The following is a 21,242-nucleotide window of genomic DNA, read 5'->3' as shown; positions in this document are numbered from 1 at the left end:
TATACCGAACGGTACGTACGGTGGTGTGAGAGGTCGGGGGCTAGACGCCCCCTCCTACTCGATTGTTCGATCATTGTTAAGAGCCTGCTAATTCCTTCATCGCGCTGTCCACATCCGGATAACGGAACTGAAAGCCTAGTTCCAGCGCCTTGTGCGGAAGCGCACGCTGACCATCGAGCAGCAGTGAGGACATTTCTCCAAGGACAGTCTTCATGAGGAAAGCAGGGACGGGAAACCAATGCGGCTTGTGGAACGCTTTTCCCAGTGCCCGGCCGAAATCCTCATTGGTTACTGGCTCAGGCGCGGAGCCGTTGACAGGCCCTTGCACCTTGCGATTGTCCAGACAGAAGAGAATAAGCCGGACCATATCCTCAAGATGAATCCATGAAAGCCACTGCTTTCCGCTTCCAATCGGTCCTCCGCCGTATAGCTTATAGGGCAGCGCCATTAGCGGGAATGCTCCGCCTTTATTGTTCAAGACAACGCCAACGCGGAGCTTGACTAGTCGTTCCACTTCAATAGCGTTAGCAGCTTTCTCCCATTGTCTAACGACACCAGACAAGAAATCGGTCGTATTCATCGGACTCGACTCGTCGAAGGTTTCGCTTAATGAGCTGCCGTATGCAGAAATGCCGGAGGCGTTAATAACGACCTCCGGCTTCTGTCTAAGTTCTTGAACGATGCGTGCGACGCGTACGGTTGCATGGAGTCTGGAGTCTAGTACACGCTGTTTGGCAGCTGCTGTCCAACGCTGATTGATCGATTCCCCCGCCAGATTGATAATGGCCTGCACGCCCTCCAGCTTGGAGGGCTGCTCAGCGAGCTCAGTCCAGGTCGTATAGTACAAACCTTTGGCTGCCTGTGCCCCTGGAGATTTTGCAGTTCTGGAAATAATCCATACCTCATCTTGCCGTTCAAGCAGTGCTTTTACAAGCGCTGTGCCGACAAATCCCGTTCCCCCTGTAATCGCAACCCGCATCCGCCACTCATCCTTTATCGACTAAAGTTTCTCCAGCTTGCTTAAGTAAAGCAAAGTCATACCATCGATATTTTTTTCGGTATATTCGATTTTAATTTTATCATCGGGCTTAAGCTTGTTCAATGTGTCGGTAAAGGCATCGGTAATCTGTAGAACAAGCGGATTTCCGTCCACAGTGACCTCGATGCTGGTCGTATCGACTTGTCCGCCGTAGACGCCTTCTTTTGCAATTGCTGCAGCATTGTCAGTGCCATTGTTTCCTTTATCAGTTGCTGGAGTATCCGGGGAACCGGTTCCGGTCTCCGTTACGCCATTGTTGTTAGTGTTTCCATTACTGCTGCCATTTTCTGTAGTTTCATTGCTTTCGGAATCTGGTGTAGGCGTAGCATCGTTAGGCTGTTCAGTCACTTGATTCTGATTACTTTGATTGTTCTGGTTCGGCTTGTCCGTATTGCCTGATGCGCAAGCTGAGGCTGTCAGCATGATAGCCAGCAGAACGGCGCTTGTAGCAACTACGCCTTTCTTTTTCTTTCTCTTTGTTGTATTCATAACAACCACCTCCTGCCCTTATTAACGAAAAGGAATGCTTTTGGTTACATTTTTTCGTCAATTCTAGACCATAGTCCTATTTATTTAAAAGATGACTGTAGGGTGCATAGTCAATCCCTCTGCGTTCGAGAAAGCTAACCAAGCTGCGGTAATCGCGTTTTGGCGTAGCGCGTATGTAGCCTTCGATACAATGGTCACGAGTGACCTCAGCGGCGCCGTAATCAATGGCGACTTGGCCGATTCTGGCTGCTATGGAATGTTTGGCAATATCGCGAAAGGCGGTCGGCACCGGAGACACCAGCTCATCGAGAAAATGCTTCGATTCCTCGGTCCACATGCTGCGGCTTCGTTCCACCCAATAATTTTGCCAATCGAGCTTGGATTTGCCATCGCGCTGCGGGAGCACCTTCAGAAATTTACGGAACATGAAAAATCCGCCGATAGCCATAGCTCCAACCATGACAACCGCCCAAAAAATGATGAAAAACATAAACCAATCTGGAGCTGATTTCATCTTATCCCTTCACCTCAGCATGAATTATACCGTATTCCTAGATTTATTTCGACATTCCTTGTAAAATAAGGTTTGATCAACCGAAAGGGGCGTTTATTAATGTTGAAAATCGGTTCCCATGTTTCTTTTTCGGACAAAGGCCTTTTGACTGCAACTGAGGAAGCTGTAACATACGGTTCGAGCACCTTCATGATTTATACCGGGGCACCGCAAAACACCCGGAGAAAACCGATCGAATCTCTATATATTGAAGAAGGCAGATTGGCAATGGACAAGGCCGGCATCGGCGAGATCGTCGTACATGCTCCCTACATTGTCAATCTTGGGTCCTACAAGGATTCTACATTTGATCTAGCCGTTCAATTTCTGCAAGAGGAAATTCGTCGTACCGATGCGATTGGCGTCCGCAATATCGTGCTTCATCCTGGCGCGTATACGGACAAGGATGCGGAGTACGGCATTGCCCGGATTGCAGAGGGCTTGAACCTCGTGTTGGAAGGAACCAAGGAAACAAAGGTCAATATTGCGCTTGAAACGATGGCCGGCAAAGGTACGGAAATCGGCCGCAGCTTCGAGGAGCTGGCGCAAATTATCGAGAAGGTCGGAATGAATGACCGCCTTACGGTATGTATGGACACTTGCCATATGCATGACGCAGGCTATGACCTGATTGGCGACTTGGACGGAACGCTGGAGCAGTTCGACAAGATTGTCGGCCTCAATCGCGTCGCTATCGTGCATGTTAATGATAGTAAAAATCCGCGCGGTGCCGGCAAGGACCGTCATGCTCCGGTTGGCGCAGGCTGGCTGGGCTATGACGCGATTCGTTCCATCGTTCATCATGATGCACTCGCAGGCCGTCCATTTATATTGGAAACGCCATGGATCGGCAAGACGGATAAAACGCAGCGTCCGATGTATGAAGCGGAAATCGCTTTGCTCCGCGGCGATGCTGCGGGACGCTTCGGCGATTCGTTCTTCGACCATGTTGAGCGTTTGCATCATTTCTTCGGCAAGCAAGAGGTCGACCATCGCGAGTTCGTTCTCGGTACTTGGGATGTGTTGAAAAACGACGCGAAAGCGAAAAAAGCCGATCCGCGCGAGCCGATGGAGCGCTTGTACGATCTTGTAGCAGAAAGTGATGCGCTTCCTGGCGATCTCTCCGAGGAGCAAATCAACCAGCGTATTACAGCTTGGTTTGCCGGCAAGCAATTACTGGTCAACGCATAGATTTTACGAGCACGCCTTTGCTTCGCCCAGCCAATATGGAGGCGAAGCAAAGCGCGTTTATTAGGATAAAGCTTATAAATTTACTTATTTAAATAAAGACTAAACAAATTAGAAGTCAAGGAAGGAAGTTACTGTACATGTCTTCAAGCCAAACCCAAGCATCCGCTTCAAACAGCGGACGCGCCCGTATGCTCATCTCTTGTCCGGACCGGCCGGGTATCGTAGCAGCCGTTTCGCATTTCCTGTATGAGCACGGCGCCAACATCGTTTCATCGGATCAATATACGATGGATCCTGTCGGCGGAATGTTCTTTATCCGATTTGAATTCGATTTGACTGACCTCGACAAGGAGCTTCCAGTGCTCGTCGAGGATTTTGCGCGTGTAGCAGACCGTTTCGAAATGAAATGGCATACCTTCCGCGCCAGCCGCAAGAAACGTCTTGCGATCTTCGTTTCCAAAGAGGACCACTGTCTGATGGAACTGCTGTGGCAGTGGAAATCTGGCGATCTTAATGCCGACATCTCCATGGTCATCAGCAACCATCTGGATATGAAGGAAATGGTCGAATCCTTCGGCATTCCGTATCACCATGTTCCGGTTACGGCTGATACAAAAGGGGAAGCTGAGCGTAAACAGATGGAGCTTGTATCCGACAAGGCAGATCTTATCGTCCTTGCCCGCTATATGCAGATCATTACACCGAAATTTATTGAGGTGTTCCCTAACCGCATCATTAATATCCACCATTCGTTCTTGCCGGCTTTCGTTGGCGGCAAGCCTTATGCACAAGCTTACAACCGCGGCGTGAAAATCATTGGCGCAACCGCTCACTATGTGACAGAAGAGCTTGACGGCGGACCGATCATTGAGCAGGATGTGCAGCGTGTCACGCACCGCGACGATGTTGAGGAGCTGAAGCGCATTGGACGGACGATTGAGCGTGTCGTATTGGCTCGCGCTGTGAAATGGCATACCGAAGACCGAATCATCGTACATCAGAACAAAACCGTGGTGTTCAACTAGAATCGTTCGGGTTTAAGCCCTTTCATTCGTGAATTTGGGATGGCAAACGCCAGATCGGAATGGTACAATATTCAAAGCCATTGCGCTACAACTCGCGCTATATAAACAATTAGAGAGAAATGCAACATCGCTTCAACCAATGGATCTTTAGGAGGAAATAAGAATGACAGTTACTCAAAAATCGATTGACCAGCTTTCGATTGACACGATCCGCACGCTTGCTATCGACGCAATCGACAAAGCGAATTCCGGACATCCGGGCATGCCGATGGGGGCTGCTCCGATGGGCTACCAGCTTTTTGCTAAAAACATGGTGCACAATCCGTCCAACCCGACTTGGATCAACCGCGACCGTTTCGTTTTGTCGGCTGGTCACGGCTCGATGCTGTTGTACAGCTTGCTGCATCTGTCCGGATACGATCTTCCGATCGAAGAACTTAAAAATTTCCGCCAATGGGGCTCCCTGACACCGGGTCACCCGGAAGTTGGACATACAGCTGGCGTTGACGCGACTACGGGTCCGCTTGGACAAGGCGTTGCGATGGCAGTAGGTATGGCTATGGCAGAAGCGCATCTTGGCGCTACTTATAACAAAGAAGGCTTTAATGTAGTGGACCACTACACGTATTCGATCTGCGGCGACGGCGATCTGATGGAAGGCATCTCTCATGAGGCAGCTTCCCTTGCAGGCCACTTGCAGCTTGGCAAACTCGTTGTGCTGTATGATTCTAACGATATCTCCCTCGATGGCGAGCTGAGCTTGTCCTACTCCGAGACAGTACAGAAGCGCTTTGAAGGCTATGGCTGGCAAGTGCTTCGCGTTCAAGACGGCAACGATCTTGGCGCATTGTCCAAAGCGGTTGCGGAAGCGCAAGCTGAGACGGGCAAACCGACGCTGATCGAAGTGAAAACAGTCATCGGCTACGGCAGCCCGAACAAGCAAGGCAAAGGCGGCCACGGCGGTACGCACGGTTCCCCGCTTGGTGCTGACGAAACGAAGCTGACGAAGCAATTCTACGGCTGGTCGGAGGATCATGCTTTCTTTGTACCAGAAGAGGTTCAAGCTCATTTTGCTGAAGTGAAGCAAAACGGAGAGAAAGCAAATGCACAATGGGACGAGTTGTTTGCAGCTTACAAACAAGCAAATCCAGAGCTTGCGAAGCAATTCGAAACGGCGATTTCCGGTGAACTGCCAGAAGGCTGGGATGCTGACCTTCCTGCTTACACAACGGAAGACAAGCCGGTATCGACCCGTGTTGCATCGGGCAATGCGTTGAACGGACTTGTTAAAAACGTTCCTCAGCTGGCTGGCGGATCCGCTGACCTTGAGAGCTCGACGATGACTCACTTGAAGGGCCTTGCGCAATTCAAACCGGGCAGCTATGAAGGCCGCAACATTTACTTCGGCGTTCGCGAGTTCGGCATGGCGGCAGCGATGAACGGCATCAGCCTTCATGGCGGCATGAAAGTATTCGGCGGTACGTTCTTCGTATTTACCGATTACCTGCGTCCGGCTATTCGTCTGGCTTCCATTATGAAGCAACCGGTTGTGTACGTATTGACGCATGACAGCATCGCAGTTGGCGAAGACGGCCCTACTCACGAGCCGATCGAGCAGCTGGCTTCGATCCGTATTATTCCTGGTCTGACTGTTATCCGTCCTGCTGACGGCAACGAAACTTCGGCTGCATGGGCTTATGCGGTTGAAAACAAGGAAAATCCGGTAGCACTCGTCCTGACTCGTCAAAACCTCCCTATTCTGGAAGGCGCAGTATCGAATGCCCGTGAAGGCATCCGCCGTGGTGCATATGTCGTATCTGACGCTGCAAACGGTAAACCGCAAGCACAAATTATCGCTACGGGTTCCGAAGTCCAATTGGCTGTTGCTGCACAAAAAGCGCTGGCTGAAGAAGGCATCGCAGTTCGTGTAATCAGCATGCCAAGCTGGGATCTGTTCGAGAAGCAAGACAAAGCGTACAAAGACTCCGTTCTGTTGCCGGAAGTTAAAGCACGCGTAGCGGTTGAGATGGCTCATCCGTTTGGCTGGGAACGTTATGTTGGCGACCAAGGCACGATTATCGGCATTAACACCTTCGGCGCTTCGGCTCCTGGTGACCGCGTAATCAAGGAATACGGCTTCACCGTTGAAAATGTAGTAGCAAAAGTAAAAGCTGTACTGTAGAGGAGCCAACTGACATGTCGCAATTTGAAAATGTAACAATCGTCAAAGAAGCTAATGTTTACTTTGACGGCAAAGTAACAAGCCGCGCAGTACTGTTCGCGGACGGAACGAAAAAGACGCTGGGCATCATGCTCCCAGGCGACTATGAGTTCGGAACAGACTGCGTCGAAATTATGGAAATTCTCGCAGGCGATTTGAAAGTGCTGCTGCCGGGCGAAACTGAGTGGCTGCACATTCAAGGCAAAGGTGAGTTTACCGTGCCGGCGAATACAAAGTTCAAGCTGCAAGTAGCGGCTGTGTCTGACTACTGCTGCTCTTACATCTACGAATAGCATCAATTGCTGAAAAGCTGCTCCGCCTGTTGGCGGAGCAGCTTTTTTATGCTCATCGCTACGACTGCGAACATCAGGCTGGAGCGTCGATGAGACGCATTTCTCTATCAAAATTAAAATCAAAATGCAAAAGTGCAGGCTGAAATCTGTTTTTTCGGTGATATACCGCGTCAAAATGTAAAAGTGCAGGTTGATTGGCTTAAAAAGCCCGAATCTAGCGAAATAGAGAGATTTCAAATGCACTTTTACATTTTGATAGCGATTTGGAGTGTTTTGGGGCTAATTAAAATGTATATTTGCATTGCAAAATTTGCTGCCCTCAGAGTGCTCATACACACCCTAGATATAATTTTCCTGTTTTCCGTCATCTTCAGAAATTCTTTAGTTTTTTCTGCACTTTGTCTGAATCTTTCCTCTGTAAGATGAGGATAGTTGAAGTGAGAGTGAAGGAGAGAGGCAAGATGAAGACGATGCAAGAGAAGGTTCTGTTCCTGCAAAAATTTTCGAGGCAGCCCCGGATGATTGGCAGCATTACGCCTAGCTCCAGCTTTTTGGCGAATGCGATGTTACGCTCGATACCTTGGGGGCAAGTTAATGCGGTGGCAGAGCTGGGAGCAGGGACGGGCGCAATAACAAAGCGGCTTAGCGAATATGCGGGGCAACAAACGAAGGTGCTGCTGTTCGAACAAGAACCGGAGCTTTTTCACAAGCTAAAAAAGAATTACCCCGCGTATGACATTCACCCTGACGCCCGGTTTCTAACTCAAACCCTCCAGAAATCCGGAATTGACGGGCTGGATTGTATCATTTCCGGTCTGCCCTTTTATAATTTTCCGCAATTGATACGTGACCAGCTTATGAAGCAAATTCATAGCTCGCTGAAGCCTGGCGGCTTGTTCATCGCCTTCCAGTACTCGCTGCAAATGCGCAGACAGTTCAGCAGCTATTTTGAAGTTGAACGGATCCGCTTTATGCCGTTAAACATACCTCCGGCTTTTATTTATATTTGCAGGAAAAGGGAGAGCGCTTAACTTTATTTCATGATTTATGGTAATTTGGAGGGAGGAGGGATAATCAAATGGCTCAGCATATTGTCATTGCCGACGACGATTTGGAGATACGTGACGTGCTTCGCATTTATTTGCAGAACGAAGGCTACCGCGTAACAGAGGCCGAGGATGGCTTGCAAGCGCTTGAGATCGTCAGGACGGAGCCGGTTGACCTCCTGATACTTGACGTCATGATGCCGCGAATGGACGGGATTAGAGCTTGTATGACCATCAGGGAGACGTCAGACCTGCCGATTATTATGCTCTCAGCGAAAGCCGAGCCAATCGATAAAATTGACGGCTTGACGACGGGGGCCGACGATTATGTGTCGAAGCCCTTTAATCCGCTGGAATTGATCGCCAGAGTTAAAGCCCGGCTTAGAAGGCATATCTCTCAGAACCCCGCCGCAGCCAGCAATGATGAGGTTATTATCGAGCTTGGTGAGCTTGTTATCGATCGGCAGCGTCACATGGTCCGGCTAAGAGGGCAGGAAATCCCTTTTACACCTATCGAGTTTTCAATACTTGAGCTGATGGCAAGCCATCCTGGTATTGTATTTAATGCCGAAAGGCTTTATAGAAGCATTTGGAACGATGACAAGTACATTAGCGACAATACGATTATGGTGCATATCCGCAATATCCGCGCCAAGATTGAGGATCATCCTCGAGAGCCGCGATATATTAAGACGGTATGGGGAGTGGGGTATAAAATTGAATAAAAGCTCCCTTTTTGCCTGGCGCAGAAGCATTCGGGTCCGTATTATCTGGTGGCTCTTGCTCAGCTTTATATTTGCGCATATTTTGACGAACATCATTGAGGATTACATCCCTTATTTCAATTCCGGTACTACGGCTGCGAATTTGTTGGCGTTTTGGATGTTTATTATTTGTTTTTTATTGTTTTTCTTTTTGCTGACACGAAGTCTCGTGCGGTATTTGAGAAGGATAGCTGACGGGCTGATGTCCATCGCGGGAGGCAGTCTGGGGCATCGTGTGCCAGACGGGCGGAGGGACGAGCTGGGTGACGTGTCGCGCAATATTAACTATATGGCGGAGCAGCTGGAACTGACGATGACGAAGGAACGGGAGATGGAACGGTCGAAAATGGAGCTTATTACGAATGTCTCCCACGACCTGCGGACTCCGCTGACGAGCCTGATTGGCTATCTCAATCTATTAAAGCAAGAGGAAAGCGGACTGACGGGTGAGCTAAAACGGTATGTGGACAGCGCTTACTATAAGTCTGAGCATTTGCGATCATTAATTGAAGAATTGTTCGAATATACGCGTCTTACGGGTGGCGGCGTCCGGCTTTCTCTGGAGACGATCGATTTGCATAAATTGATTGAGCAGGTCATTACGGAAATCGAGCCGCTTGCTGAGGAGCAAGAGCTGATCATTCGCAGGCTCCAGCCTTATCGTGCTTTGCCCGCCGACATAGATCCTGATTTATTCGTACGGGTCATCGATAATCTGCTGATGAATGCACTTAAATTCGCCTCCAAGCCTGGGGAGATAAAGATAGGGATCTGGAATCGCGATGGAGGAATCGAGATTAAAGTCATAAATGAAGGAAAGCCGCTTCTTCATGTGGATGGAGAGCAGTTATTTGACCGTTTTTATAAAGGAGACTCCTCAAGGGGTGAAGGGGCAGGCGGTAAGCCTGGCGGTGCAGGTCTTGGGCTCTCAATCGCACGCAACATAGTAGAACTGCATGGCGGGAAGCTGTTTCTTCAATATGAAGACGGTGTTTACAGCTTTACGATTCAAATTCCGCAGCGGAGTGCCGAAAGTCACAATTCCGCAAACGAATCGTCATAGATTCGTGACATCGAGTCGCCGAACCGAATTGTTTTGCCCCGCCAAATCAGATATGGTAAGGGTATACATTGGTTACGAAGGAGAGTTCGATGAAGGAACGCAACTATACGCCGTTAATCGCCGTTTTGTCGGTGGTTCTTGTGCTGGTCATTACTGTATTGTTTTTTCTGCCGGCTTATGACGGGGAGATTCACTTTGATGTGACGCTTCTGCCGCTGCTGAATGCGGTGTTCAACAGCTTCACTTTTATTACGCTGCTGGTCGCTTTGATCGCGATTCTGAAAAAGAACGTCAAAATGCATAAACGTTTCATTGCGGCAGCTTTTACGTCTACGACGCTGTTTCTTATTTCTTATGTCACCTATCATTATTTGACAGAGTCGACGAAATACGGCGGTGACGGCGTGCTGAAGGGAATATACTTCTTCGTTCTGATCACACATATTTTGCTGGCTATCGTCATTGTGCCGCTTGCTCTTCTGTCAGTCGCGCGTGGTCTGAATATGCAGATCGAGAAGCACCGCAAAATTGCCCGCTGGACGATGCCGATATGGCTGTATGTCAGCTTTACAGGCGTTGTCGTGTACTTAATGATTTCCCCGTATTATTAAAATCCGGCTGCAGGATCATCTGCACTGGATCAAAATGAAGAGGCTGTCCCAAAAGTCACCGCTGGTGACTCTAGGACAGCCTCTTTATTTACGTCTGCCCAATCGCGTTTAAGCTTCGCCGCCGCCAAACTTGCGGCCGATCCATTGCTCATAAGCTTTGGCCACAACGCTCATATCATATTCGCCAAGACCCATCGCTTCGCCGATTTGGAGCTGGCTTTTCGCCGCTTCCAGTATCGGAGTCGGCACTTTCAAGCCATCCGACAGCACGGACGACAAGCGCAAATCCTTCAGCATAAGCGCGAGCGAGAATTGAACGTCGTAGTTGCCGGTGAGCAGCTTCTCACCTTTCAGCTCAGCCGTTCTGCTGGCCGCGCCGCCCGATTGAACGAGCTCGAGGAAAGCTTTGCCGTCGATGCCGCCGCTTGCTGCAATCGCCATGCCTTCAACCAGACCGAGCATGTTGATGCCTACGATCGTGTTATGAGCGAGCTTGGCTGTGGAGCCGCTGCTGTTTCCGCCCATATGTATAATTTTACGCCCCATAGCCAGCAGAGCGTCTTCGACCAATGCCAGAACCTCTGCGTCACCGCCGACCATGAACGTCAGCGTGCCGCCATCTGCCGCCGGCTTGCTGCCCGTAACAGGAGCATCGAGAAACTTCGCTTGCCGCTCTTCAGCGGAAGCCGTCAGCTCAAGCGCCAATGCAGGAGAGATTGTGCTGCTGTCAATCAGCGTCGTGCCCGGCTGCAAAGCGGAGAAAATACCATTTTCGCCAAAATAAACTTCACGAATTGCGTCGTCGTTGCTGATCATCGTAATGACCGTATCGTTTCCAGTTACCGCCTCTGCAGGAGTAGCGGCTTCTTTCGCGCCAAGCGTAAGCAGCTCACCAGCTTTGCCCGGTGTCCGGTTGTATACCGTGACCTCGGATCCTTTGCGAAGCAAGTTTGCAGCCATTCCATAGCCCATGACACCCAGGCCGATAAATCCGATTTTTTTGCTCATCTCTGCCATCCTCCAAATGTGTAATGTGTGCTTTCCGCACCGCGCGCGCTAGGAGCTGCGCGCGGTGCGGAATTAGCCATTCAAATCTTCTATATCCATTATAATATTTCTTCATGCATATTTCATGGTCATTAAACTTGTTTTTGACGGGTAAATCCGATATTCTAAATGCTAAGCCAAGATGCTTGTGAAAAACATTATCAGGGAGGCCTCCTTACTTATGAGTAAAACAGTTAAATTCGATTATAGCAAGGCGCTCACGTTCCTTGGACAAAACGAAATCGACAACCTGACAGAACAAGTACGCCTCGCTCACGATCAATTACATAATGGAACGGGGACCGGCTCCGACTACCTCGGTTGGATCGACCTGCCGAGCAACTACGATAAAGAAGAATTCGCCCGCATTCAGCAAGCCGCGGCAAAAATCCAATCGGACTCCGAAGTGCTGATCGTAATCGGCATCGGCGGTTCGTACCTCGGCGCACGCGCTGCGATTGAAATGCTGTCCAATTCGTTCTACAACCTGCAGACGAAGGAACAGCGGAAAACGCCTCAAGTGCTTTTTGCCGGCAACAACATCAGCTCCACTTATGTGACACATTTGCTGCAACTGATCGAAGGCCGCGAATGGTCGATCAACGTGATCTCCAAATCCGGCACAACAACGGAGCCTGCGATCGCTTTCCGTATTTTCCGCGAAGCGCTGGAACGCCAATACGGCAAAGAAGAAGCTCGCAAACGGATCTATGCAACGACTGACCAATCCAAAGGCGCGCTCAAAAAGCTGGCTACTGAAGAGGGCTACGAGTCCTTCATCATTCCGGATGACGTTGGTGGACGCTACTCCGTACTAACACCTGTAGGCTTGCTTCCAATTGCGGTAGCGGGTATCGACATCACTTCGATGATGCAAGGCGCTGCAGAAGCGGCTAAAGAATACAGCAATCCGAACCTCGCAGAAAACGAGGCTTACCAATACGCGGCTGCCCGTAACGCGCTGTACCGCAAAGGCAAAACAACGGAGATTCTCGTGAACTACGAGCCAAACCTCCATTTCGTATCCGAGTGGTGGAAGCAGCTGTTCGGCGAAAGCGAAGGCAAAGACTACAAAGGCATTTACCCGGCCTCCGTCGATTTCTCGACTGACCTGCACTCTATGGGTCAATTTATTCAAGAGGGCAACCGGAACATTTTCGAGACGGTTATCCAGGTGAATGAAGTGGCAGAACATATTTCGATCGGTCATGATCCTGCGGATCTGGACGGACTGAACTTCCTGACTGGCAAAACGATGGACTTCGTTAACAAAAAGGCGTTCGAAGGTACGCTGCTTGCGCATACAGACGGTCAAGTGCCAAACTTCATCGTCAACATTGCCGACTTCTCGCCATACACCTTCGGCTATCTCGTTTACTTCTTCGAGAAAGCTTGCGGCATCAGCGGCTACCTGCTGGGCGTTAACCCATTCGACCAGCCGGGCGTAGAAGCTTACAAACGCAACATGTTTGCGCTGCTTGGCAAACCAGGCTACGAGAAAGAGAAAGCGGAGCTTGAAGCACGCCTGTAGGCGCTGTTTCATGCGGGACAGCTGAATATGCTGGAGCGTTATTCGACGATTCGGGGAGATGGAACTGCCGAGGTCGTCATTAAAAAATCCAGATTTATCGGCCACGCCAAGCCTGTCGAGACGGAAGAGGAAGCGGTCGCCTTCATTGAGGAGATCAAGCGTCTTCACCGGCAGGCGACGCATAACTGCTCGGCTTATCTAATTGGCGAACGTGATCAATATCAGAAGGCGTCTGACGACGGAGAGCCAAGCGGCACGGCAGGCAAGCCCATTCTTGAGGTTATTAAGAATAAGGGGTTGAAAAATGTCGCTGTCGTCGTTACCCGCTATTTCGGCGGCATCATGCTTGGAGCCGGAGGCCTCGTCCGTGCTTATACGGACGGGGCGGTCGCCGGAATTGAAGCAGCCGGTGAAATCGTCAGAGTGCTGCACCGGGAAGTGTTCGTCGGTGTTGACTACACGTGGTACGGCAAGCTTGAGAATGAGCTTCATGGACGCGGAACGCGCGTTGGCGGAACGGAGTTCACTGACCGGGTTATCGTCAAATGCCTGCCGGAGGAGCCGGATGCAGAAGCGTTTGTAGCGTGGATGACGGATCTGACACAAGGTCAGGCGGAAATTACGCTAGGCGAGAGCGTCTATTATATTGAAGGCGAATAAGGGATGAAGGAAGCCCCGCAGAAGGTTCGAGCAATCGAATCCTCTGTGGGGCTTTTTTGGCGATGCCAGCAGTTAAGCCTATTTCCAGCAATCAACACCCGCCAGACAGAAAAAATGTTAATTTAGGATTGACTAGACCAGTTATTGTCTGCTAAATTTAGAATACCAAGTGTATTAATAGGAATTGTAATGAATGGTTTTAGGCATCATCATACGGCACGAGCCGATGGTCTGGAGGTTAAGGCATAGTGAATGTCATGTTTCGCGGCAAGCTGTGGAGCTTCGGGTTTCGCAGCACGGTCATGCTCTATTTTGTCATCCTTATCGTTCTGCCTATTCTAGGAATCTATTCGCAATCATTATCACTCGGATGGCACCCGCTTTGGGAAAGCATATCCGACCCGCTTGCTTGGAAAGCAGTGCTTCTGACGGTGAAGCTGGCGGTTATTGCAACCGTCATCAATCTGGTCATCGGTACGCTAATCAGTTGGGTACTCATTCGCTACCGTTTTCCCGGCAGGCATTTGTTGAACAGCCTGGTAGACTTGCCCTTCGCGCTTCCGACCGCTGTAACGGGATTAATGATCCTGCTGCTGCTTGGTCCCGGCAGCCTCGTTGGGGGCTTTGCCGCAAAGCTGGGCTTCGAAATTGTATTTCATGAACCGGCCATTGTCATTGCCATGGTATTCGTCACCTTTCCCTTCGTTATCCGGGCGGTACAGCCGCTGCTAGAGGAGCTCGACAAGTCGGAGGAGGAAGCGGCCTATACGATGGGGGCGACTCGGACCCGCACTTTTTTCAGCATTATTTTCCCATCGATGCTCCCTGGCATATTGAGCGGGGGGATGCTGGCGTTTTCCCGCGGACTGGCGGAATTCGGGGCAGTCGTTCTCGTTGCCGGTAATATTCCGGGCAAGACGCTCATCGCATCGGTTTATATTTTTGGAGAGATTGAAAGCAATAATCCGCAAGGGGCGGCCGCGGTATCCGTACTGCTGCTGACGCTATCGTTTCTTATTTTGTGGACGGTCAACTTGATTCAATCAAGGAGGCCGGGACAATGACGATACGCAGAACATGGATTGCCGCCGTTTATTTTATTTTTACCGTACTCTTGATTATTCCGCTAATTGAAATCGTTAGAGGGTCTTGGGCAGACGGCTGGGGCGGGTTTACCGATGCGCTTATGCGCCCCCAATCGCTACATGCCCTTGGAATGACCGGAATGATCGTAATTGTGGTTACACTGATCAATACGATGTTTGGCGTCATGCTGGCATTGTATCTCGTTCGGGCACAGTGGATTGGCCCAAGGATCAAGCGGCTGCTGAACAGTCTGGTAGATCTTCCTTTTGCCGTATCGCCTATCATCGGCGGCTTGATGATCGTACTGCTGCTCGGTCCAAGCACCGTCATTGGCGCCTTTTTCGAGGATGCGGGTTTTAAGGTCGTATACGCCTTGCCTGGCATGATTCTCGCAACCTTGTTCGTAACTTTCCCGATTATGGTACGCGAGGTACTGCCGGTACTGCAGGAAATCGGTGCTCAGCAGGAAGAAGCGGCATCGACGCTTGGCGCTTATTCCTGGTACACGTTCTGGAAAGTGACATGGCCGTCTATCCGCTGGGGCGTTATCTACGGCGTCGTGCTGACGGTAGCCCGTTCGCTAGGCGAGTTTGGCGCTGTACTGGTCGTTTCCGGCAATATTATGAATAAAACGCAAACCGCCACAACTCTTGTCTATCAAGATGTGGAAAATTTCAATGTGGTTGCTGCCAATGGCGTAGCGCTCGTTCTGGCCGTATTCTCGGTAGGCTTGCTGCTGCTCATGGAGTGGGCCAAAAAACGAAAGGAAGTGCATTAGCCATGCATATCGAAGTCCGCAACCTCAACAAAAGCTTCGGTGATTTCAACGCGGTGCAAAATGTCAGCTTTGAAATCGAGAAGGGCCATCTGATCGGCTTGCTCGGCCCAAGCGGCGGCGGTAAAACGTCGATTCTGCGAATGCTGGCGGGCCTGGAAACGCCGACCTCCGGCGATATCTTGTTCCATGGGAAGCGCGTCAACGATTTGCCGCCGCAGGAGCGGGGCATCGGGTTTGTATTTCAGAACTATGCGCTGTTCAAGCATATGACGGTGTTCGACAACATCGCTTTTGGCTTGAAGGTCAAGAAACAGTCCAAGGAACAAATCCGTCAGCGCGTTACAGAACTGGTCGAGCTAACGGGCTTGAAGGGCTTCGAGCATCGCTATGTGCATCAGCTGTCCGGCGGACAACGTCAGCGCGTTGCCTTCGCACGAGCTCTCGCACCAGAGCCGCAATTGCTGCTGCTCGACGAGCCGTTTGCCGCAATTGATGCGAAAATCCGTACCGAGCTGCGCACCTGGCTCAAAGAGATGATTGAGCGCGTCGGCATTACTTCGATCTTCGTCACGCATGACCAGGATGAGGCAATTGAAGTGGCGGATGAGATTATGATCATCGGCAAAGGCAAGCTGGAGCAAAAAGGGACACCTTGGGAAATTTATAAAAACCCGGAAACGCCATTCGTCGCCAGCTTTATCGGCGAGTCGACCGTTGTGGAAGACTTGTCTGTACTCAAAGGCTTTGAATCGGCAGCTGCGGATCATCCGGGCACGAAGGCGCTCATTCGTCCGGAATATATCGAAATCGGCAGACCGGGTGAGATCAAGCTCGCTTCGGCTACGCTGGATGCGAACGTGAAGGATGTTCATTTCCGCGGCAGCGAATGGCTTGTAGAGCTGCTGGTCGGCAATGTGAAGCTGATTACGTATCGCTCGCTGGAGAAGGAAGTTCTTCGTCCAGGCGATTTCGTCAATGTACTCGTTCACCGCGCTTATTTATTCAATGATAATGAAAGCTGGATTGCAGAGAACAGTCTGAAGACCGATCCGATGCCTGTCCACATCTAATCGAAAACTAACGAGGTACTCTAATGATAAATAATCGAGCAACAAGCAGGCGCATACTCGCTCTGCTGCTTGCCGGAGCATTGCTGCTGACATTGGCGGCTGGCTGCGGCAGCAAAGAGCAGAATGATGCCGCATCTTCCGCTCCAGACGGTGATTTGACGCTTGTAATCGGTGCCTATTCGGTCGTGAAGGATGCTTTCGAAGAGCTTCTGCCGCAATTCCAGGCGCAATGGCTGCAGCAGACGGGACAGAAAATTGTGTTCCAGCAATCTTATGAAGCATCCGGTACACAAGCCCGGGCGATAGCCGGCGGCTTTGAGGCTGACGTCGCTGTCCTTGCGATGGAAGGCGATATCGATAAAGTGGCCGACGCCGGATTTATAACGCATGACTGGAAGGCTCAGCCGCATGCCGGAATGATTACGAAATCGATCGTCGTTCTTGGTACGCGTGCGGGCAATCCGCTTGGCATTACCGGATGGGATGATCTGACGAAGGATGGCGTGAAGGTGCTGTATCCGAATCCGAAAACATCGGGAGGGGCGCAGTGGGATATTAATGCTATATACGGCGCCGGGCTCAAAAAGTCAGAGGAAGAGACAGGGAAACCTGATCCCGCTTATGCGAAAAACTATTTGAAATCGATTCATGCGAACGTGGAATCGCTCGATAAGAGCGGCCGTGCCTCGATGGCGGCGTTTGAATATGGCGTCGGCGACGTCATTGTGACCTATGAGAACGAATTGCTTTCCCGCATCAAGCAAGGCGTGAAATATGATATCGTCATTCCGCGGGATACGATATTAATCGAAAATCCTGCAGCCGTGGTCGACAAAAACGTCGATAAGCACGGTACTCGTAAAGCGGCAGAGGCGTTTGTGGCTTTTCTGCAAAGTGAGCAGGCACAGCGTGTACTCACCGATTATGGCTTCCGTGCCGTAGACGAGAAGGTTGCAGCCGATACAAAGGGACGTTATGTCCAGCCTGAAGGCTTGTTCGATATTACCTATCTTGGCGGATGGAAAGAAGTCCGCAAGACGCTCTATTCCAAACGCGGCGTCTGGTATCAGGTGCTGGCAGGCATTTAAGCAGTATTTAAATAAAGCTAACAAGGCCATTGAAAAGGCTTTGGTAGCTTTTTTTATTTTCAGAAGAATGGAACTTTCCGGCTGCTCAGTTGTCTGTTTAATAGGAGGTGCGGGAATGAAAACAGCTGGAGCAGCTAACGCCGCTCAGGAGGATTATCTTGCGACACTTGTAAGCGCAGGGCCGATGGAAATCGAAATGATTATCGCTAAATATTGGACTGATATTTGGAATTATGCTTTCGTACTAACGAAAAAGCATGATTTGGCAGATGATGTGGCACAGGATACTTTTGTTCAAGCCTTTCTTAGGCTGGACAAGTTCCGGGGTCAATCATCCGTAAAAACATGGCTGTTGAAAATATGCCATAACGTGGCGATGAACCAGTTGAAATCCGCATTTTTACGAAAAATATTCCCTGTTGCTGCTGTTAGGCATTCCGGACAATCGGCATCTGCAGAAAGTGTGTTTTTCGCAAAAACAAAGCTGGATGAAGTCTGGGAGAACATGCTCGAACTACCGCTAAAGCATAGGGAAGTTCTTATTCTAGAGATCAAGTACGAGTTGTCGATAGCAGATATAGCTGATTTCCTCGGTATTGCAGAAGGCACTGTAAAATCACGGCTGCATCGGGCCAAGGCCAAGATGAGAATGAAGCGGAAGGAGGAAGAATGATGCCGGTCACCAACTTTGAAGACTCGCTGCGGAGGGAGCCTTATACGGAACCTCGAAGAGTTACGGGCCAGCAAATTGAGCAGATAAAAGAAAGAGTGGCTCAGGGTGAAAGAAAAAAGTTTCATTTCAAATGGGTGATTCCTGTTTTGCTTAGCTTAACTGTATTAAGCGGGGTCTCCTGGTTCAACTTGCCGTTCATGCAATTACCGAAGGCGGCAGAGAGTATTAAGATGCCATCAGACGAGCGGACTCTAAGAATCATTAATAAATTTGATCCCGATAAAACTCGATCCATCATCCATCAAGAGTTGTTGAATAATCGGGAGATACTAGTACTCACTAAGGTTATCAAGTCAGATGAAAAAACAACGTTATGGGAAGCTGGGGTTCTAAATGAAGAGGATGACAGTCTGAGATGGTTGAAGAAGGGGGAAGTCACAACACCTTTCATTTCCAGAGAACAGTATGCCAAGCTCGCAGAGAAAGGAATAACGGATACGTTAACCCATGCTTTTGTTCCGTTAAGGGATGCTAACGGCCGAACTCTGGTCATAGGCACGTCCATCGATCCTCATACAAATTCGATTGACATCACCGATTCTAATAACAACGTATATAAGGCTAAAAAAATACAAACCAGCTTTCTATGGTATGCATTCCTGCCAGAAAAGCAAAAATCCGAATACCGCTATGAACCATCGAGAGAGGTTGTTACTAGAAAATAAAGAGCAGGCATAGATCTCAATTGGAGATCGCTGCCTGCTCTTTTGGCATATATTTTGTCTATTCCGCTTTCAGAACGAACTTATCGATCACATGCTTCACGCCGTCCTCATTGTTGCTGAGCGTCACGTAATTCGCCAGTTCTTTCAGCGCGGGAACGGCGTTGCCCATTGCAACGCCAAGACCTGCGGCTTCGATCATCTCACGGTCGTTCCATGCATCACCGATCGCGATCGTCTGCTCGATCGAGCAGCCTAGATGCTCGGCCATAAATCGGAGGGCATGTCCCTTCGTTCCTTCTTTATGCGTAAACTCCAGATAATGCGCCTTCGACTTGGTCATATGCACCTTATCACTGATAAGCGGCTTTAATTCCTCCGCAATTTGATCCAAATAATCGGGCTCGTCGATCATAAGCAGCTTCGTATTAGGCTTGTCCAGCAGCGCCTCGACGTCGTCAGCAACGACGTAAGGGATTTTGGATAATGCGGAGTAAGCGCGAGCGCGGTCGTTGTCTTCAGCGACATACAGCACATCATCGACATAAAATTGCAGATGCAGCCCTTTTTCCTTGGCAAAAGCATACAGCAGTCTCGTAATTTCTGTCGGAACACTCCGTTCGTACAAGACTTGGCCGTCCAGCAGCGTCTTAACGAGCGATCCCTGATACGTAATAATCGGGACGTTCAGCTGAATTTGGTCCGCGATTTTGCGGGCGGAAGCATACATCCGGCCCGTAGCGAGCGTAACGGTTACGCCTTGGGCAATGGCTTGCTCCAGTGCGGCTCTAGTTCCGTCCGTCACGATCAGTTCATCATTTAGCAGGGTGTCATCCACATCAATAGCAATTAATTTATACATAAGCGCAGTCTAGCTCCTCTCTCTATAGCTAGCCTGATTGTAGCGAAAAATAGAGCGGCCTACAAGCCACTGGCTATTATAGGGTATAATGAAAGCAATGGAATGCAAGCGCACGGATAAGACGATGGCAGCAGCGGCTATTTGCTCCGTCGCCCTCAGATGAGCTACATTTAGAAGGACATACGGGAACCGGGAGTGACGGAAGTGAAATATTTTACGAATGAAGTGATGAAACAAAGAGCGATCACGATAGCGGTGCTTGGTGCGGTCGTATTTGCAGCGGTCGGATTCGGTATCGGGTGGCTGTGGATGGGCTATAAGTATCCAATGCTTCGAGAACCCTCTTTCCGCAATTTTGCCGTCTCCTACGAGACGATCATGGACGATTATTTGAACGGTGCCAAACCGGAGGATCTCATTAACGGAGCTTCTCAAGGGATGGTCGCCTCGCTGGAGGACCCTTACTCCAGATATTTGATCAAGGAGCAAGGCAATGCCTATACACAAGGTTATGAGGGTGAGTTTTCGGGTGTAGGCATCACGGTCCGGGAAGAGGACGGATTGTTTGTTGTCGGTGCCTTAACGAAAGGCGCGCCAGCCGAACGGGGCGGCATTAAGCTGCAGGACGCGATCATTGCAGTAAATGACGAGAAAATGGCCGGCAAGAAATACGAACAGCTGATCGGTCTGATGAGAGGCGAGGAAGGCACGGAAGTGAAGCTTACCATTCAGCGCGGCAATCAGATGCAGCCTATTGAGGTGAAGCTGATCCGCGAAGCGATTCCGGTTCATACGGTTACCTCTGAAATGCTGGAGAACGGGATCGGTCATATTACGATCAGCCGGTTCGCTCAGAAGACTGGCGATGAGTTCGAGACGGAGGTTGCCAAGCTGCAAAAACAAGGCATGAAGAAGCTGCTGCTTGATATGCGCTCCAATCCTGGAGGCTTGCTGCAATCCACTCTTCAAATCGCCGACATTCTTGTTCCGAAGGGAAAAACAGTGCTGCAGGTCGTCTACAAGAACGATAAGCGGGTTATTACGTATAAATCCAAACAGGAGAAGCCTTGGAACATTCCGATTGCTGTTCTCGTCAATGGTCAGTCCGCAAGCGCCAGTGAGGTGTTGACGGCCGCTCTGAAGGAGTCTGCCGGTGCCACGGTAATTGGGGAGAAGACGTACGGCAAAGGCGTCGTGCAGGCGTTCCAGCAGTTTAAAGACGGATCGGTGCTCAGCCTGACGGAAGCGCAGTGGAAAACACCAGGCGGCACATGGATTCATAAAGCCGGGGTTATGCCGGATATCGATGTTGCACTTCCTAGCTACGCCTCGCTTCGTCCGCTTCCGATTGGAAGCGAGATGGGGAAGGGGAGCTTTGGCGAGGATGTGAAGACGCTCCAGACGATGCTGAATGTGCTGGAACGCCTGCA

Annotated in this window: 22 protein-coding genes; 17 read left to right on the top strand and 5 right to left on the bottom strand. The window is 50.1% G+C overall.

Translation table 11 applies throughout. The features are described from left to right. Window positions 1–76 precede the first annotated feature (76 nt). The 3 genes from TY10_RS13490 to TY10_RS13480 all read right to left on the bottom strand — a co-directional run bounded on the left by TY10_RS13490 (window position 77) and on the right by TY10_RS13480 (window position 2,042). On the bottom strand, window positions 77–979 hold the full coding sequence (locus tag TY10_RS13490) for a TIGR01777 family oxidoreductase (protein WP_042164316.1): 903 nt from the start codon (window positions 977–979) through the stop codon (window positions 77–79). 21 nt (window positions 980–1,000) lie between these two features. Continuing rightward, on the bottom strand, window positions 1,001–1,528 hold the full coding sequence (locus TY10_RS28875) for a hypothetical protein (RefSeq protein WP_052350538.1): 528 nt from the start codon (window positions 1,526–1,528) through the stop codon (window positions 1,001–1,003). Between the two features lie 76 nt (window positions 1,529–1,604). Next, window positions 1,605–2,042, bottom strand: coding sequence for a DUF2621 domain-containing protein (locus tag TY10_RS13480; RefSeq protein WP_042164315.1), 438 nt, complete (start codon window positions 2,040–2,042; stop codon window positions 1,605–1,607). Between the two features lie 99 nt (window positions 2,043–2,141). Here TY10_RS13480 and TY10_RS13475 point away from each other — a divergent pair, with 99 nt between their 5' ends. From TY10_RS13475 to TY10_RS13440, 8 genes are all read left to right on the top strand, one after another. Beyond that, window positions 2,142–3,272, top strand: a complete 1,131-nt coding sequence (locus TY10_RS13475; RefSeq protein ID WP_042164314.1) for a deoxyribonuclease IV — start codon at window positions 2,142–2,144, stop codon at window positions 3,270–3,272. Window positions 3,273–3,409: 137 nt separating this feature from the next. After that, window positions 3,410–4,297, top strand: coding sequence for a formyltetrahydrofolate deformylase (gene purU / locus TY10_RS13470; RefSeq protein ID WP_042164312.1), 888 nt, complete (start codon window positions 3,410–3,412; stop codon window positions 4,295–4,297). Between the two features lie 163 nt (window positions 4,298–4,460). Then, window positions 4,461–6,479, top strand: coding sequence for a transketolase (gene tkt, locus TY10_RS13465; protein WP_042164310.1), 2,019 nt, complete (start codon window positions 4,461–4,463; stop codon window positions 6,477–6,479). 14 nt (window positions 6,480–6,493) lie between these two features. Beyond that, window positions 6,494–6,811 (top strand): pyrimidine/purine nucleoside phosphorylase, encoded by a 318-nt coding sequence (gene ppnP, locus TY10_RS13460; protein WP_042164308.1) that lies wholly within the window; start codon window positions 6,494–6,496, stop codon window positions 6,809–6,811. Window positions 6,812–7,272: 461 nt separating this feature from the next. After that, a complete protein-coding gene (locus TY10_RS13455; protein WP_042164305.1) occupies window positions 7,273–7,842 on the top strand; it encodes a class I SAM-dependent methyltransferase in 570 nt (189 codons plus the stop codon). Between the two features lie 47 nt (window positions 7,843–7,889). After that, window positions 7,890–8,582, top strand: coding sequence for a response regulator transcription factor (locus TY10_RS13450; protein WP_042164302.1), 693 nt, complete (start codon window positions 7,890–7,892; stop codon window positions 8,580–8,582). Continuing rightward, entirely contained in the window at window positions 8,575–9,684 is a 1,110-nt protein-coding gene (locus TY10_RS13445; RefSeq protein WP_042164300.1) for a sensor histidine kinase, read from the top strand. The genes TY10_RS13450 and TY10_RS13445 overlap by 8 nt, the downstream gene beginning before the upstream one ends. Window positions 9,685–9,773: 89 nt before the next feature. Further along, entirely contained in the window at window positions 9,774–10,295 is a 522-nt protein-coding gene (locus TY10_RS13440) for a DUF420 domain-containing protein (RefSeq protein WP_042164298.1), read from the top strand. Window positions 10,296–10,403: 108 nt separating this feature from the next. Here the strand turns inward: TY10_RS13440 and TY10_RS13435 are convergent, their stop codons facing one another. Next, window positions 10,404–11,303, bottom strand: a complete 900-nt coding sequence (locus TY10_RS13435) for an NAD(P)-dependent oxidoreductase (RefSeq protein WP_042164295.1) — start codon at window positions 11,301–11,303, stop codon at window positions 10,404–10,406. A gap of 220 nt (window positions 11,304–11,523) precedes the next feature. Between TY10_RS13435 and TY10_RS13430 the strand changes: the two genes are divergently transcribed. The 8 genes from TY10_RS13430 (at window position 11,524) to TY10_RS13395 (ending at window position 18,953) form a co-directional block, all read left to right on the top strand. Next, window positions 11,524–12,873: a glucose-6-phosphate isomerase gene (locus TY10_RS13430; protein ID WP_042164292.1), complete on the top strand. Its 1,350-nt coding sequence runs from the start codon at window positions 11,524–11,526 to the stop codon at window positions 12,871–12,873. 27 nt (window positions 12,874–12,900) lie between these two features. After that, a complete protein-coding gene (locus TY10_RS13425) occupies window positions 12,901–13,533 on the top strand; it encodes a YigZ family protein (protein WP_042164290.1) in 633 nt (210 codons plus the stop codon). A gap of 257 nt (window positions 13,534–13,790) precedes the next feature. Continuing rightward, window positions 13,791–14,597 carry a sulfate ABC transporter permease subunit CysT gene (cysT, locus tag TY10_RS13420; protein WP_042164386.1) on the top strand — a complete coding sequence of 269 codons (807 nt, stop codon included), beginning with the start codon at window positions 13,791–13,793 and terminating at the stop codon, window positions 14,595–14,597. Beyond that, entirely contained in the window at window positions 14,594–15,397 is an 804-nt protein-coding gene (locus TY10_RS13415) for a sulfate ABC transporter permease subunit (RefSeq protein WP_155985858.1), read from the top strand. The genes cysT and TY10_RS13415 overlap by 4 nt, the downstream gene beginning before the upstream one ends. Before the next feature lie 2 nt (window positions 15,398–15,399). Then, a complete protein-coding gene (locus tag TY10_RS13410) occupies window positions 15,400–16,467 on the top strand; it encodes a sulfate/molybdate ABC transporter ATP-binding protein (RefSeq protein WP_042164289.1) in 1,068 nt (355 codons plus the stop codon). Between the two features lie 23 nt (window positions 16,468–16,490). After that, a complete protein-coding gene (locus TY10_RS13405) occupies window positions 16,491–17,555 on the top strand; it encodes a sulfate ABC transporter substrate-binding protein (protein ID WP_042164287.1) in 1,065 nt (354 codons plus the stop codon). Between the two features lie 115 nt (window positions 17,556–17,670). After that, complete coding sequence (locus tag TY10_RS13400) at window positions 17,671–18,228, top strand: RNA polymerase sigma factor (RefSeq protein WP_238327590.1); 558 nt, start codon at window positions 17,671–17,673, stop codon at window positions 18,226–18,228. Beyond that, window positions 18,225–18,953: a hypothetical protein gene (locus TY10_RS13395; RefSeq protein ID WP_155985857.1), complete on the top strand. Its 729-nt coding sequence runs from the start codon at window positions 18,225–18,227 to the stop codon at window positions 18,951–18,953. Before TY10_RS13400 ends, TY10_RS13395 begins: the two co-directional genes overlap by 4 nt. Before the next feature lie 58 nt (window positions 18,954–19,011). On the opposite strand, the gene TY10_RS13390 is transcribed toward TY10_RS13395, so the two are convergent. After that, entirely contained in the window at window positions 19,012–19,812 is an 801-nt protein-coding gene (locus tag TY10_RS13390; RefSeq protein ID WP_042164283.1) for a Cof-type HAD-IIB family hydrolase, read from the bottom strand. Between the two features lie 204 nt (window positions 19,813–20,016). Between TY10_RS13390 and TY10_RS13385 the strand changes: the two genes are divergently transcribed. After that, window positions 20,017–21,242 (top strand): S41 family peptidase (locus TY10_RS13385; RefSeq protein ID WP_042164281.1); only part of this gene is annotated, 1,226 nt, incomplete at its 3' end.

It is taken from the genome of Paenibacillus gorillae (assembly GCF_000513275.1).
Taxonomy (GTDB): Bacteria; Bacillota; Bacilli; order Paenibacillales; family Paenibacillaceae; genus Pristimantibacillus; species Pristimantibacillus gorillae.
The sequence above is the reverse complement of the archived record's forward strand: the minus strand, read 5'-3'. Positions and strand labels throughout refer to the sequence as shown.

Bases quoted from the DNA above. Each gene is read 5' to 3' on its own strand.
- TY10_RS13490 (WP_042164316.1), bottom strand. From the start codon at position 979: ATGCGGGTTGCGATTACAGGGGGAACGGGATTTGTCGGCACAGCGCTT.
- TY10_RS28875 (WP_052350538.1), bottom strand. From the start codon at position 1,528: ATGAATACAACAAAGAGAAAGAAAAAGAAAGGCGTAGTTGCTACAAGC.
- TY10_RS13480 (WP_042164315.1), bottom strand. From the start codon at position 2,042: ATGAAATCAGCTCCAGATTGGTTTATGTTTTTCATCATTTTTTGGGCG.
- TY10_RS13475 (WP_042164314.1), top strand. From the start codon at position 2,142: ATGTTGAAAATCGGTTCCCATGTTTCTTTTTCGGACAAAGGCCTTTTG.
- purU (WP_042164312.1), top strand. From the start codon at position 3,410: ATGTCTTCAAGCCAAACCCAAGCATCCGCTTCAAACAGCGGACGCGCC.
- tkt (WP_042164310.1), top strand. From the start codon at position 4,461: ATGACAGTTACTCAAAAATCGATTGACCAGCTTTCGATTGACACGATC.
- ppnP (WP_042164308.1), top strand. From the start codon at position 6,494: ATGTCGCAATTTGAAAATGTAACAATCGTCAAAGAAGCTAATGTTTAC.
- TY10_RS13455 (WP_042164305.1), top strand. From the start codon at position 7,273: ATGAAGACGATGCAAGAGAAGGTTCTGTTCCTGCAAAAATTTTCGAGG.
- TY10_RS13450 (WP_042164302.1), top strand. From the start codon at position 7,890: ATGGCTCAGCATATTGTCATTGCCGACGACGATTTGGAGATACGTGAC.
- TY10_RS13440 (WP_042164298.1), top strand. From the start codon at position 9,774: ATGAAGGAACGCAACTATACGCCGTTAATCGCCGTTTTGTCGGTGGTT.
- TY10_RS13435 (WP_042164295.1), bottom strand. From the start codon at position 11,303: ATGAGCAAAAAAATCGGATTTATCGGCCTGGGTGTCATGGGCTATGGA.
- TY10_RS13430 (WP_042164292.1), top strand. From the start codon at position 11,524: ATGAGTAAAACAGTTAAATTCGATTATAGCAAGGCGCTCACGTTCCTT.
- TY10_RS13425 (WP_042164290.1), top strand. From the start codon at position 12,901: ATGCTGGAGCGTTATTCGACGATTCGGGGAGATGGAACTGCCGAGGTC.
- cysT (WP_042164386.1), top strand. From the start codon at position 13,791: ATGTTTCGCGGCAAGCTGTGGAGCTTCGGGTTTCGCAGCACGGTCATG.
- TY10_RS13415 (WP_155985858.1), top strand. From the start codon at position 14,594: ATGACGATACGCAGAACATGGATTGCCGCCGTTTATTTTATTTTTACC.
- TY10_RS13410 (WP_042164289.1), top strand. From the start codon at position 15,400: ATGCATATCGAAGTCCGCAACCTCAACAAAAGCTTCGGTGATTTCAAC.
- TY10_RS13405 (WP_042164287.1), top strand. From the start codon at position 16,491: ATGATAAATAATCGAGCAACAAGCAGGCGCATACTCGCTCTGCTGCTT.
- TY10_RS13400 (WP_238327590.1), top strand. From the start codon at position 17,671: ATGAAAACAGCTGGAGCAGCTAACGCCGCTCAGGAGGATTATCTTGCG.
- TY10_RS13395 (WP_155985857.1), top strand. From the start codon at position 18,225: ATGATGCCGGTCACCAACTTTGAAGACTCGCTGCGGAGGGAGCCTTAT.
- TY10_RS13390 (WP_042164283.1), bottom strand. From the start codon at position 19,812: ATGTATAAATTAATTGCTATTGATGTGGATGACACCCTGCTAAATGAT.